The sequence below is a fragment of the Mycetocola sp. Y791 genome (genome assembly GCF_059445325.1).
This window is the reverse complement of the sequence record NZ_JCAIUC010000002.1, coordinates 394,039-406,490: the sequence shown is the minus strand read 5'-3', so window position 1 is coordinate 406,490 and position 12,452 is coordinate 394,039. Positions and strand designations below refer to the sequence as shown.

Annotated in this window: 12 protein-coding genes; 5 read left to right on the top strand and 7 right to left on the bottom strand. The window is 64.0% G+C overall.

Translation table 11 applies throughout. The features are described 5' to 3' along the window. Positions 1 to 74 precede the first annotated feature (74 nt). Positions 75 to 1,571 (top strand): DNA/RNA helicase domain-containing protein, encoded by a 1,497-nt coding sequence (locus tag AC1C2N_RS06785; protein WP_495433385.1) that lies wholly within the window; start codon positions 75 to 77, stop codon positions 1,569 to 1,571. Between the two features lie 63 nt (positions 1,572 to 1,634). Here the strand turns inward: AC1C2N_RS06785 and AC1C2N_RS06780 are convergent, their stop codons facing one another. The 4 genes from AC1C2N_RS06780 to AC1C2N_RS06765 all read right to left on the bottom strand — a co-directional run bounded on the left by AC1C2N_RS06780 (position 1,635) and on the right by AC1C2N_RS06765 (position 5,732). After that, positions 1,635 to 2,657, bottom strand: a complete 1,023-nt coding sequence (locus AC1C2N_RS06780; RefSeq protein WP_495433384.1) for a LacI family DNA-binding transcriptional regulator — start codon at positions 2,655 to 2,657, stop codon at positions 1,635 to 1,637. Between the two features lie 93 nt (positions 2,658 to 2,750). Then, complete coding sequence (locus AC1C2N_RS06775) at positions 2,751 to 4,142, bottom strand: MFS transporter (protein WP_495433383.1); 1,392 nt, start codon at positions 4,140 to 4,142, stop codon at positions 2,751 to 2,753. Positions 4,143 to 4,185: 43 nt separating this feature from the next. Further along, on the bottom strand, positions 4,186 to 5,580 hold the full coding sequence (locus AC1C2N_RS06770) for an amidase (RefSeq protein ID WP_495433382.1): 1,395 nt from the start codon (positions 5,578 to 5,580) through the stop codon (positions 4,186 to 4,188). Further along, on the bottom strand, positions 5,577 to 5,732 hold the full coding sequence (locus tag AC1C2N_RS06765) for a hypothetical protein (RefSeq protein ID WP_495433381.1): 156 nt from the start codon (positions 5,730 to 5,732) through the stop codon (positions 5,577 to 5,579). The genes AC1C2N_RS06770 and AC1C2N_RS06765 overlap by 4 nt, the downstream gene beginning before the upstream one ends. A gap of 269 nt (positions 5,733 to 6,001) precedes the next feature. On the opposite strand from AC1C2N_RS06765, the gene AC1C2N_RS06760 reads away from it, so the two are divergent. From AC1C2N_RS06760 to AC1C2N_RS06745, 4 genes are all read left to right on the top strand, one after another. Further along, positions 6,002 to 7,009 (top strand): epoxide hydrolase family protein, encoded by a 1,008-nt coding sequence (locus tag AC1C2N_RS06760; RefSeq protein WP_495433380.1) that lies wholly within the window; start codon positions 6,002 to 6,004, stop codon positions 7,007 to 7,009. Next, positions 7,006 to 7,218: an alpha/beta fold hydrolase gene (locus AC1C2N_RS06755; RefSeq protein ID WP_495433379.1), complete on the top strand. Its 213-nt coding sequence runs from the start codon at positions 7,006 to 7,008 to the stop codon at positions 7,216 to 7,218. The genes AC1C2N_RS06760 and AC1C2N_RS06755 overlap by 4 nt, the downstream gene beginning before the upstream one ends. Before the next feature lie 72 nt (positions 7,219 to 7,290). Next, positions 7,291 to 7,662 (top strand): DUF4190 domain-containing protein, encoded by a 372-nt coding sequence (locus tag AC1C2N_RS06750; RefSeq protein ID WP_495433378.1) that lies wholly within the window; start codon positions 7,291 to 7,293, stop codon positions 7,660 to 7,662. A gap of 21 nt (positions 7,663 to 7,683) precedes the next feature. Next, positions 7,684 to 8,658, top strand: a complete 975-nt coding sequence (locus AC1C2N_RS06745; RefSeq protein ID WP_495433377.1) for an NYN domain-containing protein — start codon at positions 7,684 to 7,686, stop codon at positions 8,656 to 8,658. A 102-nt stretch (positions 8,659 to 8,760) separates the two neighbouring features. On the opposite strand, the gene AC1C2N_RS06740 is transcribed toward AC1C2N_RS06745, so the two are convergent. The 3 genes from AC1C2N_RS06740 to AC1C2N_RS06730 all read right to left on the bottom strand — a co-directional run bounded on the left by AC1C2N_RS06740 (position 8,761) and on the right by AC1C2N_RS06730 (position 12,451). Continuing rightward, positions 8,761 to 10,008 carry a Gfo/Idh/MocA family protein gene (locus AC1C2N_RS06740; protein ID WP_495433376.1) on the bottom strand — a complete coding sequence of 416 codons (1,248 nt, stop codon included), beginning with the start codon at positions 10,006 to 10,008 and terminating at the stop codon, positions 8,761 to 8,763. Between the two features lie 92 nt (positions 10,009 to 10,100). Further along, positions 10,101 to 11,483, bottom strand: a complete 1,383-nt coding sequence (locus AC1C2N_RS06735) for an ABC transporter substrate-binding protein (RefSeq protein ID WP_495433375.1) — start codon at positions 11,481 to 11,483, stop codon at positions 10,101 to 10,103. Between the two features lie 11 nt (positions 11,484 to 11,494). Beyond that, positions 11,495 to 12,451, bottom strand: a complete 957-nt coding sequence (locus AC1C2N_RS06730) for a carbohydrate ABC transporter permease (protein ID WP_483406352.1) — start codon at positions 12,449 to 12,451, stop codon at positions 11,495 to 11,497. Position 12,452: the final 1 nt, after the last annotated feature.

The window sequence follows — 12,452 nt, the reverse complement described above, 5'->3', positions numbered from 1 at the left end:
AGACAATCCGTGTCGTCATCGATGAGAGGTACAACAAGTCCGCGTGCCTCGACCTGGAATCGTTTCTCATTCGGTTGCTCGCTGGCGACGGTGCCTACCGTGTTCTCAACCGGAACGACGGAATCACGGACAGCGATTACTACGACCGAGACCTCTACCGGGAATCGTTCCGCGACGTCTTCGAACAGCTCCGTCGCGACGGAGTCTTCACCCGCAGCATCCCGGAAATTGAGAACAGTGATCTGTTTAAGCTCTCACAGTTCAAGGCACTAACCCCGGATCAAGCTGTCGCTGTAGAAGGCATCGTGGAGGGTTTCCTAGAGGATCTGCAGTCGGGAGCCAACAGCACTCTCGTCATCCAAGGCGAGCCAGGCACGGGTAAGACGGTTGTTGCCATCTACCTCTTGAAACTGCTGGTCGACATCGCAGCGTCAGCGCCTGCCGAAGATTTCGACACCGACACCATGTTCTCCGAGTTCTTCATGGCGGACTATCGAGAGCTTCTTGGGGGCATCCGAGTGGGTCTGGTCATACCGCAGCAGTCTCTTCGCGAGTCGGTGAAGAAGGTCTTCCGCAAGACGCCCGGATTGCATCCATCGATGGTTATGACGGCGTTCGACGTTGGCAGCGCGAGCGAGCCCTTCGACCTTCTGATAGTCGATGAAGCTCACCGGCTCAATCAGCGAGCGAACCAACCATCGGGCGTGCAGAACAAGAAGTTTGCTGAGATCACGCACACACTGTTCGACACCGACGACACGAGCAAGACCCAACTCGACTGGGTTACGGCACAGAGCAAGCATCAAATCTTCCTCGTCGACGCGGCGCAGAGCGTGCGACCGGCTGACGTTCCTTTTGAGGTGCTCCGAGAACTCGTCGAAGAGGCAAAGACTCACCGTCGCCACTACCCACTTGCTACCCAGATGCGGGTTCAAGCGGGAGCCGACTACGTCGGATATGTACGCCGTATTCTCGGTTCACCCGACGAACTCGGCGCCTCTGTCGCGCCTCGACCTGAAACATTTGAGGGCTACGACTTCCGGATGTTTGACAACATCGCCAATATGCGAGATGAGGTTTTCCGAAAGGAGAAAGAGAGCGGGCTGGCCCGCCTCCTCGCCGGGTTTGCCTGGCCATGGAATTCGAAGAACGACAAGGCCGCCTACGACATCGAAGTGGAGGGGCACCTATTCCGATGGAACAGTACACAGACGGACTGGATCGCGTCACCGAAATCGCTCGACGAGGTCGGTTCGATTCATACCGTGCAGGGATATGACCTCAACTATGCCGGCGTGATCATCGGCCCAGACCTTCGCTACGACCTGCAGGCAGGTCGCCCATTTGTGGACCGGGCTTCCTACTTCGACAAAAAGGGGAAGGAGAACAACGCCGTTCTCGGCAAGACCTATACGGATGACGATCTGCTCCGGTTTGTGCGCAATATTTATGCGGTGCTCTTGACCCGCGGCATCCGCGGCACGTTCGTTTATGTCTGCGATCCGGGCTTGCGCGAGTACTTGCGGCGGTTCATTCCCGCGGATGTTTCGAGCGCCGGGCGTGCTGGATAACGACAGGAAGGCAACCAAAGCCGCACTCCGCGACGCGAGCGAGGAACGAGTTGACACCCGTCATCAGAGTTGCGCGGGAAACCGAGACGCAGTCGTCCCTCGCGCGACCAGCTCCACGGGTTTCACAACTCGCTCCGTGACTTCACGCAGCCCCTCGATCCGGTCGAGCAACATGGTCGCGGCTGCTCGCGACATCTCGGCGTGGGGCTGACGGATCGTCGTCAGATCGAAGGCCTTCCACGCTGTCATGTACATGTCGCCGACGCCCATCACATGGAGCTCTCCGGGCACGTTGATGCCCAGTTCTGCTGCCGCCTGGAGTACCCCGAGCGCAACAAAGTCGGTGGTGCTGAAGATGGCATCTGGCATCGCCCCGTCGCGGGCCATTGCGGCGAGGGCCAGTTCGCCATCGTGCGGCTCGACCGCCCCGTGGTGAACCGTGATGTCGGTCTCAGGGATGCCCAGTTCACTCAACCGCGCGGTGAACGCCGCCTCGCGGGCACTCGAGGTCGGGTTGTTCGCCGGGCCTCCGACGACGGCGAGGACTCGATTGCCTTGAGCCACGAGATGCTCGGCCGCGAGCCGGCCGGCGGCAGTGTCGTCCGCCACGACCCGGTCAACATCGACCGCCTGCGGGCTGTCGCGACCGAGGACGACCAACCGGTGGCCCGTCTCGACGAGCCGATTGACGAGATCGGAATCCAAGCGCGACTGCATGAAAATGGTGCCGTCGACCAGGCCGCCCTGAAGCACGTCGATTCCGGCGTCGCGCGTGCCTTCCGTGCGGTCGGTGAGGAGCACCATCCGGTAGTTGCGCTCGGCCAGCACCTCCTGGATCGACTCGACGAACTGGGCATACATGGGGTTCAGCAGGTCAGGAACCAGAACGCCGACGGCGCGAGCCGAGCCAGTGATCAGGCTCCGCGCGGTGAGGTTCGGGATATACCCCAGCTCGACCGCCACCGCACGGACCTTGACTCGCGTCGCCTCGGAAATGCGCGGGTCGTCACGCAAGGCGCGGGAGACAGTGGACTGCCCCACACCTGCGCGGCGGGCGATGTCATAGCTCGTCGGTCTGTTTGTCATTTCGGGTCAATGCTAGGGCCCGCCCGCACCACGCGACGAAGCCAGGCTGGAACCGCAATCGTGTTCCAGCCTGACTCCGCGTGCACCTCGTTCCTATCGCGTCGCCGTTTCCTCCAGCGGCATCGGGCTGGGTGACGGGTCCTTCCCGGCTTCGTCGATGGACGCGCCGCTGGTCTCCACCGGTACCAGGATCAGGGTGATGATCATGGCGATCAGCACGGCCACCACCAGACCTACCGGCCCGGCAACGCCGAACGCACCGAATAGTGCCGCGATGACGTACGGGGTGCCGATCGACGCCCCGCGGGCAGCGACCGAGGAGACACTGTTGCCGCGCAGCCGCAACGCCGTGGGGAAGAGCTCGGGAATGTAGGCATAGAGCGTGACGGCGGTCATCGTGTAAACGCACGACACGAGCATGAAGCCGCAGATCGCGATAGCCCAGAACTCCGTCAGGTTCGGGTAGATGAGCCCGACGACGATCGCGGTCGGAGCGAAGATGAACAGCGTCGTCCGGCGCTTGATCCGGTCGGTCACCGCGTAGCCAATCAGTGCACCGACGGGGGCGCCGACTGCCATGAACGTTGTGAAGCCCAGCGACTTCACCACCGTGTACCCCTGCTCAACAAAGAACGTCGGGATCCAGGACACGAAACCGTAGACACACACGTTGATCGCGACCGCGCAAACGACAGCGAGAATGACGCGGCGTCGCATGCGGCCCTTGAACAGGTCGCTGAACGGTGCCCGCGCGGCGGGTGGCGCGGGAAGTGTGGTGGCTGGGGCATCGAGCGGGCCGTGCTTCGCTTCGATGCGGCGTTCGAAACCGTTGACGATGGCATCCGCTTCGTCATAACGACCTACGGATGCCAGCCAGCGCGGTGATTCCGGAACCGCACGACGCACGAACCAGACGATGAACGCGCCGACACCGGCGATCAGGAACATCGGCTGCCATCCGATGGCCGGAATGACGATGAGGCCGACGCCGGTCGCCAGCAGCAGACCGGAGTTGATCATGAAGCCGAGGATGGTCATCCAGCGGCCGCGGATCTTCGGCGGCAGGAACTCGGAGAGCATCCCGCCGGCGATCACGAGTTCGGCACCGAGGCCGATTCCCATGATGAGGCGGCACAGGATGAGCACCTCGATGTTAGGTGCGAACGCCGCAGCGATCGACGCCGCGCCGAAGAGGAGGAGGTTCCAGGTGTAGGCGGTCTTGCGGCCGAAGCGGTCCCCGCTCCAACCGGCGAGCGCCGCACCGATGAGCATGCCGAGGAAGGTCATGGACATGAACGTGGCGATGCTGCCGACGTCGGCGAACCCTTCGGCCCGCATCGCAGCGGTGACGCCACCGGCCAGGTAGACGTCGAAGGAGTCGAGCATGGCTCCGGCACCGATATAGAGAAGGAGTCGACGATGGATGCCGGACACGGGGAGACGGTCGAGGCGCGCACCGATGTCATTGATGACAGGAGTAGTCATAGCGGTAGTCCTTTGAATAGGAGTGGTGAGAAACAGGTGAGGGTCAGTGGCGTGGGCCGACCTGGACGGTGCGCTTCCAGCTGTCGCTCGTCTGCACGCGATGAGCCAGCGCAAGCAGCTCAGATTCTGCGTGCGGCCGACCGACCAGCTGAACGCCGGTGGGCATCCCTCCGGCGAATCCACTGGGGATGTTCACCACCGGGAGCCCCAGATAGTTGATGGCGCGGGTCCAGTAGGAGAACTCGCCGAAGCGAACCTCGGCTTCCTGGGGGTCACCGGCGCGGGTCTCCGCGATCGTGGGCACCGGGAACGCGAGGGTCGGGAGGACCAGGGCGTCGGCATCCGCCAGGTAGGTGTTGAGAAACTCCGCCAGGAGTGCCGGCCGAATGCGAAGCGCACGGACGTAAGCGTGTGCCGGGTACGCGGCCCCGCGCTCCACGCGCCGACGCACCTGATCGCCGATCGCACCCGGTGTCACCTCGAGGTAGTCGCGGAAGCTCTCGAAGGCCTCCACCCCGGTGATGATGGTCGCGACTTGGTTGAGGAGGTCGAAGTTCGGCAGCCCAGCCGGCTTCACTGAGGCTTCACCGTCGGCCAGAGCCTCGGATGCCGCCACGAAATTCGCGGCGATCTCGTCGGTCACGTGTCTGGAGCCGGTGACGTCCGGGATGGCGATTGTGTACGGGCGGTCGCTGGCTGGTCGGCCGCCATCCGGGGTCAGGGCTTCGAAGACGACGGCGCAGTCCGCGGCGGTTGGCGCCAGGATGCCCGGGCAGTCGAGGGAGGGCGCGAGCGGCATGGCATGTTTGGTCGACAACCCGCCCTGCGTCGGCTTCAACGCGGTGACACCGCAGACGCCAGCGGGAATCCTGACCGATCCACCGGTATCGGACCCGAGGGCCGCGAACACGAGCCCGTGGGCGACGGCCATGCCGCTGCCGCTGGACGAGCCGCCCGAGACATAGTCCGGGTTCCAGGGGTTCCGGCCGTCGCCGATGTGGTCGTTCCTGCCCATCGGGCTCATCGCGAGTTCGGCCATGTGCAGGCGTCCGACGTCGACGGCACCGGCCGCGTCGAGGCGTTCGATCAGCGGCGACGTCTGGGAGGGGATGTACCCGTCTACGAGCGCGCTGCCGAACCCGGAGACCTCGCCAGCACGGAAGAACATGTCTTTGTGGGCCAGCGGGATGCCGTCGAGAATGCCCAGGCTCTTGCCCTGCTCGCGACGGCGGTCACTCACCCGGGCCTGCTCGAGCGCCTGCTCGGCCGTTACCCGAATGAAGCCCGAGTGCTCGGTGGCCGCGATCGCGTCGAGTCGAGCTGTCGCAAGGGCCTCGGCGGTGACGGTCCCGCTGGCGAGGCTCAGTGCCGTCTCGGCGATGCCCGGCCAGGTGATGTCGCACGCGGCGGGAATGGTCTGTGCTGTGACGTCGGTCATACGGTCGCAACCTCCTGCGGCGCCAGAGCGTCGAGCGTGACGGAGAACGGTTCCGTGTCCCACCCGAACTCCAGTGGGTTCGGTGTCGCTGCGGCCAGCGCCGCGAGGTGTCGTGCGACGGTGCCCGTCGCTGCTGTCTCGTCGAGTGTCATGGAGCCCCCAGTTATGTCGATGAAAGAAGTTGTGCATTCGAATGTACGGATGCATTATTTCGGCGGCGTGACTCCCTGTTGCCTCCGAACGACAGCTGTGTAAAAGGCATGTTTCGGGCGCCCGGTAACGAAGAGGAGAATCATCGCTCGCGCCTCGGCGTTGCCGCGCACCCGACCCCCGACATCCGCTTGCTGGTTTCCGCAATGCGGACACACCCTGACCGCATCCCCTCCTACCGTCGAACCACACGGAAGAGGAAGGAGCAGCAATGAACATCCGCCCATTCACCATTGAGGTACCGCAACAGGAACTCGACGACCTCCGCGACCGGCTCGACCGCACCCGCTGGCCCAACGAAACCCCGCCGACCGGCTGGCTCCGCGGCACCGAACTGACCTACCTGCAGGAGCTCACCGAGCGCTGGCGCACCGGCTACGACTGGACCGCCGCCCAGACGCAGCTCAACCGATTCGACCACTACCTCGCCGAGGTTCAGGGCCTCGACATCCACTTCATTCACCAGCGATCCGGGCGACCAGACGCCGTGCCGTTCGTGCTGCTGCACGGCTGGGCCGACTCCTTCTACCGCTACATCCACCTGATCGACCGGCTCACCACCGGCGCCGGGCCCGCGTTCGACGTGATCGTGCCGTCGCTGCCGGGGTTCGACTTCTCCGACCAGCGCCCCGCCGGAACCGGCGAGCAGGACTCCGTCTTCGCCGCCGAGGTCGTCGCCGATCTGCTCGACGGTCTCGGCTACGACCGCTACCTCGTGCACGGCGGAGACTGGGGTGCCGCCATTGGCCAGGAGATTGCCCGCGCCCACCCCGACCGCGTAATCGGCCTGCACCTCACCGAAGTGCCGTTCGCCAACATGTACCTCCTCGACCCGACCGAGACCACCGACGCCGAGAAAGCATTCGTCGCCGCAGTCGAGGCCTGGGGCGAGAGCTTCGCCGGCTACGTCGTCATCCAGTCGACCCGCCCGCTCACCCTCGCCTACGGGCTGAGCGACTCCCCCGTCGGCCTGGCAGCCTGGCTGATCGACCACTTCGAGCGCTTCTCCTCCACCCGCCTCCCACCCGACGACCTGCTCACCAACGTGGTGCTGTACTGGCTGCGCAACAGCATCCGTTCATCGATCCGCTACTACAACGAGGGCATGGGCGACTGTCAGCGGAACAATCGTGGGGCGACGAAACCGCCGACGATCAGGCGACGGATGCTGCACCCAGCGACCCTGAATGGTCAACGGATGCCGGTGGCTGGTCGATGAAGATCGAGGTTCCGACTGCGATCGCAGTGTTCCCGGACGACATCGCCGACCCGCCGAAGGAGTACGCGGAGCGGTTCTTCGACGTCCGCCGGCTCACGAAGATGCCGACCGGAGGACACTTCGCGGCGCTCGAGGTGCCGGACCTGGTCGCGGAGGATATTCGGGAGTTTGTGTCGGAGCTGGCCGTGGCGGAGCATCCGTCATCCTAAAGAGACCCGGGTGACGTGCCGCCCCAAACTGGTGCTGCCGCTCCTGCATGCCGCGCTGACAGTCTGAGTGGCGTGAGTAACCCGAACCAGTACCCCCATGCCCAGCAGCAGGTCATCTACCAGTCCGTGATCAGGCAGCCGGGAAACGGAATGGCGGTTACGGCGCTCGTTCTCGGCATCGTGGCGATCGTCTTCGGGATCTGGATTCCGATCCCGATGATCGGCCTGGGCATGATGTTCGTTGCCTTCCTGCCCGCGCTCCTCGCGATCGTCTTCGGCCATGTTGGCCTCCGCACTGCGACCCGCAATGGTGTTGGACGCGGCGGGTCGATCACCGGGCTCGTCCTTGGCTATCTCGTTATCGTCCTGTCGGTCGGCACCACGGTGATGTGGATCATCGCCGCCGCGGCATCGTCGAGCACAACGACCGTGGTCGGCTCCTAGCCGCGCCCCGAGCACACGACCATGCCCAAGCCCTCCCGCGACCGCGTCGCCGTCTACATCGATTTCGACAACATCGTCATCTCCCGCTACAACCAGTTGCACGGCGACGGCCAGTTCGCCAAAGACAAAGTGCGGTCGTTTCCTCCCACCTACGGCAAGCCCGACCCGGCGATCGCTGCCCGCATTCGTGAAGCGACCGTCGACGTTGCCGCGATCCTCGACTACGCCTCGTCATTCGGGGCGATCGTGGTTAGCCGCGCCTACTCCGACTGGTCCGCTCCCGCCAACGCGGTCTATCAGAAGCAGCTCATCGGCCGCGCCGTCGACCTGACCCAGTTGTTTCCGACGACCCAGGCGCTCAAGAACGGCGCCGATATTCGCCTCGCCGTCGATGTGATGGAGGACGTTTTTCGCCTCAAGGGACTCACCCACGTGGTGATCGTCGCCGGCGACTCGGATTACATCCCCCTGGCACAGCGCTGCAAACGCCTCGACCGCTACGTCATCGGTATCGGAGTGTCCGGATCAACGAGCCAGTCACTCGCGGCCGCGTGCGACGAGTTCGCCGACTACGACACTCTCCCGGGAGTTCAACCGCTCGCGCCGAAGGACCTCGCGCCAACCGCAGCGGCGCCACCCGCCGCAGCGCGCAAAACCACCGCACCTCCGGCAAGCGCCTCGACCACGGGCACCACCTCGGTTCCGGCCGATTCACCCGGCGGCGCACGAAATGTCCAGAAGGCAGCTACCGCCGCACTCCGACGAGCAATGGAGCTGCTCGAGAAGAACGACCTCGAGTGGCAGCACGCGTCCGCGGTCAAAACACAGATGAAGCGAATCGATCCCTCGTTCCAGGAGAAGCAGCTCGGCCACAACCAGTTCTCCGACTTTCTCCGGTCACGGTCGACCATCGTCGAAATCGACAAGAGCAGCGCAACGCCGGTGCGCTTGAGGCTCCGGCCGGAATTCGCCACCTCCATAACGGAGGCCGACTAGCGGCACGACGCGAGGCGTTCACGAACGCCCTGCATGGCATCCGCCCGACGATGTGCCGGCGTAAGACGCCGGCACATCGATTGGGGGCCGCGAATCGCAACCTCAGTCCCGAGCGGCGACGCTCTCCCGTTCGGCCTCGCCATTCGCACCGAGAGCGGGAGCATCCCCGAAGTCACGCACCGGCAGCCGCTCCCCGCCCAGCAGAGCTGACTGGTGCGCAACGATCCCCGGCAGGGTGAAGCGCGCCGCAACCCAGGCGTTGACCGGCGGACGGGTGCCTTCCGTCGCCGCGGTGACGAAGTCATCGACGAGGAAGTGGTGGCTCCCCTCGTGGCCGTTGTGCGCGCCGTGGAACTCCTTGGGCAACCGTCCGATGTCGTGCACGGAGGAGTGGCCGGAGACAAACGCATCCTTCAGCGCGGGCGCCACATTCGCCAGTGCCGGGTCGTTGGCATCCGCCGTCGCCTCCGTGGCCAGAAGAGCCGAGACATCCGTGACCCCTTCCTTGTCCTGCCATACCGACACCGTCGCGAGCTGCTCGAAGCTGCCCTCGGTGCCGAAGTACCTGAACCGGCTCTCCCTCAGGTGTGAGGGATACCCCACCCGACGCATTTCATTGATGCGCATCGACCCGCCACCCGCGAGCTCAAACAGCGCGGTGGCATTCGAGAAGTCGTTGCCGAACATGCTCACCTCGGTGTCGAACACTCCGTCGCCGCGGTCATCACGAACACCGATGCAGCTCACACTGGTGGCGTAGGTGGGAATCGCGCCGAGCACTCCCCCGATGGAGTGAGTCGGGTAGAGCATCGGCGGGTACGACGCGGTCCGCTTCCATTCCGCTCCACCGCTGTACTGGTACGCCTCGTAGAACCCGAGGTCCATGTCGTGGACGTAGTCCCCCTCGGCATAGAACACGCGCCCGAACTTTCCCGCCGCAACCTGGTTGCGGGCGTAGATCGTGGCCGGGTTGTAGTAGCTCGTCTCCCCCATCATGTAGGTGAGTCCGGTGCTTTGCACCGCGTCGATGATCGCTTCGATGTCGGTCTCGGTTGTCGCCATCGGCACCGCCGAGTACACGTGCTTGCCCGCGGCGAGCGCCTGCAGTACGAGCGGCCCGTGTGTCCAGCGCTGGGTGAAGATGGCCACCGCGTCAACCGTCGGGTCAGCGAGCATCGCCTCGAAGCTCTCCCGGGTGCCATCGAGGCCGAGCCGCTCGTTGAGGTCGGCCGACCGTTCCGGGAGCACGTCGGTGATGACCACACGGTCAACCCGTGGGTGCAGCTTGAACAGGGTCGCGAACTGGCCGGCGAACTGACCGGCTCCAACCATTCCGAGGGTGAATGTCATTATTTATTGCCTTTCGTGGTGCGATTGCTGAGATGTCATGCGATGTTGAGAAATCACAGGGCGGATGCCGTAACGAACCGGCGATGGACGGGTCATTCCTGCAGGATCTTGTTGATCCTCTCGTTGACCTGTGTGAGTTCGGAGACGTCCGAGCTGCCGATATAGATGCCCTCCATCACGGGGAGCATGATCGACAGGATCTCGGCACCATTCGTGGTGACCGGGAACAGGACCGTGTAGTTGTCGTCGACGAGCTCAGTAAACGCAGAGACATCGAAACCGCGCTCCGCGAACGCGTCGACCGCGGCTTCGGTTCCAGCCGGACGCGCCGGGAAGACGACGCCCTCGTTGCCGACGATGACCTGACACGTGTCAGAGCCCAGGAAGGCCACGAACTTCGCAGCCTCTTCCGGATGGTCGGTCTGTGCGCTGATGGAGTCGCCGAGGCCGTTGTACATCGAAACAGGGTGGCCGATCGGGCCTGCCGGGAGTTTGGCAATTCCCAAGTCGATGCCCTCGAGGCGCCCGTAGGCGCTGATGTTCCACGACCCGTTCGGCGAGAGCGCTGCCTTACCTGATCCCAACTGCTCCACCGGGTCCGGTGCACTCCCGACGGTCTGGAACGAGGGCATGAACCCCTTGTCGACGAGGCCGAAGAGCCATGCGAGTGATGCCTGGAAACGCGGGTCGTCGTAGTGGTATTCGTCGCCCCAGACATCCGCGTTGGTGTACTCCCAACCGGTCGCTGCGGCGAGCCACGCCCACTGGGTCTGCCCGCTGACGTCACCGGCCCCTCCCGACGCGAGGCCGTACACCTCGACGTTCTTGGGATCGAAACCCTCTTCATCTCCGCGAACGCCGTTCTCATCGACGGTCAGTCGAGCGATGACGTCTTCGAAGGTTCCGCCATCCTCCGGGTTCCACTGCAGGTCTTCGAGGTCGGCAGCCGACAATCCCGCGTCGGCGAGCATGGCGTTGTCGTAGAAGAGTGCAACAGTGTCGAAGTCCTTCGGAACGCCGTACTGTTTTCCGTCCTGGCCGACCCAGAGATCGGCGAGGCCTTCCTGGAATTCGGCACCATCGAAGTCGCTCGTCGCCTCGAGATCGTCGAGCGGCAGCAGCACGCCACGGGTCACAAACTCGGGGTATTTGCTGAGGTGGTCGGTGAAGACGTCCGGACCTGCCCCGGCCACGAGACCTGCCGTCAGTTTCTGCCAGTAGTCACCCCAGCCGTACTGGGTGATCCGCACCTGGATATCCGGATTCTCCTCTTCGAACGCGGCCGCGCACTTCTGGTAGGCCGGCAGCTGGAGTGCGTCCCACAACCAATAGTCGATGGCGACACCGGTCGACACGCCCGGAGCGGCGCAACCGGCGGTGCCGAGAAGCCCGACAGAGAGCGTCGAGGCGGCAATGGTGCGCCACAACGTGCGTCGTCCGCTGGTACGGCGGGATTTCGTCTTGAGCCTGGTCATGATTCGCACCCTCACTTAATTCCGCTGAAGCCGATGGAGTTGACGATCTTCTTGGCGAAGCACGCGAAGAGGATGATCATCGGGAGAGCCGCGACGAGCGTCGCTGCCATCAGTCCTGCCCAGTCGGGTCCGCCCGACGGGCTCTGCGCCCTGAAGGCTCCAAGCGCGACAGTCAGCACCCTCGATTCGTCACTGTACGAAACCATCAGCGGCCAGAAGTAGTCGTTCCACGCGTTGATGTAGGTGAGGATCGAAATCGTTGCGATCGGGGCAACCGACATTGGCAAGACAACACCGAAGAACACCCGGATTTTGCTTGCACCGTCGACCAGTGCCGCTTCTTCCACCTCGAGGGGCACGTTGAGGAAGAACTGCCTCAGGAAGAAGATCGCGAACGGTGCGAGCAACAGCGATGGCAGCATGATGCCGAAGAGCGTATCGATGAGCCCGAGCTGCTTGATGAGAAGGAAGTTGGGCAGCAGCGTGAAGATCACCGGAACCATCAGTGACAGCAGAAAGACGCTGAAGACGAGGTTGCGGCCCCTCCACTTGAGCCGGGAGAAGGCGTAAGCGGCCATGGCCGAGAAGAACACCTGGCAGACAGTGACCACCGTCGCGACAATGACCGAGTTGAGGAGGTAGCGCCAGAAGTCCATCTGCGCGCCAGAACCGCCGTCGGCGATCGCTTCGTCGATGGGTTGCAGACCGAACACGCGCCGGAACCCGTTCCAGCTGAACTCGGCGGGCAACAGCGATGATGCGTTTGCCGCGAGCGCGCCGTTCGTCGAGAGCGCGGTTCGGAGCATCCAGTAGAACGGGAAGATCGTGATGAGCAGGAGGATCACCATCACGACCCAGGCGAAGACCCGTCCGATGCTCATGCGGCGTCGCTTGCGTGCCTGCGGCGGTGTGGGCTCTGCGGATTCCGGCACGGCGGCCACCGCCAGGGCTGAGGGGAGTTGCGTCATT

Coding starts and splice junctions, on each gene's coding strand:
- AC1C2N_RS06780 (WP_495433384.1), bottom strand. CDS start 2,657: ATGACAAACAGACCGACGAGCTATGACATCGCCCGCCGCGCAGGTGTG.
- AC1C2N_RS06775 (WP_495433383.1), bottom strand. CDS start 4,142: ATGACTACTCCTGTCATCAATGACATCGGTGCGCGCCTCGACCGTCTC.
- AC1C2N_RS06770 (WP_495433382.1), bottom strand. CDS start 5,580: ATGACCGACGTCACAGCACAGACCATTCCCGCCGCGTGCGACATCACC.
- AC1C2N_RS06765 (WP_495433381.1), bottom strand. CDS start 5,732: ATGACACTCGACGAGACAGCAGCGACGGGCACCGTCGCACGACACCTC.
- AC1C2N_RS06760 (WP_495433380.1), top strand. CDS start 6,002: ATGAACATCCGCCCATTCACCATTGAGGTACCGCAACAGGAACTCGAC.
- AC1C2N_RS06755 (WP_495433379.1), top strand. CDS start 7,006: ATGAAGATCGAGGTTCCGACTGCGATCGCAGTGTTCCCGGACGACATC.
- AC1C2N_RS06745 (WP_495433377.1), top strand. CDS start 7,684: ATGCCCAAGCCCTCCCGCGACCGCGTCGCCGTCTACATCGATTTCGAC.
- AC1C2N_RS06740 (WP_495433376.1), bottom strand. CDS start 10,008: ATGACATTCACCCTCGGAATGGTTGGAGCCGGTCAGTTCGCCGGCCAG.
- AC1C2N_RS06735 (WP_495433375.1), bottom strand. CDS start 11,483: ATGACCAGGCTCAAGACGAAATCCCGCCGTACCAGCGGACGACGCACG.
- AC1C2N_RS06730 (WP_483406352.1), bottom strand. CDS start 12,451: ATGACGCAACTCCCCTCAGCCCTGGCGGTGGCCGCCGTGCCGGAATCC.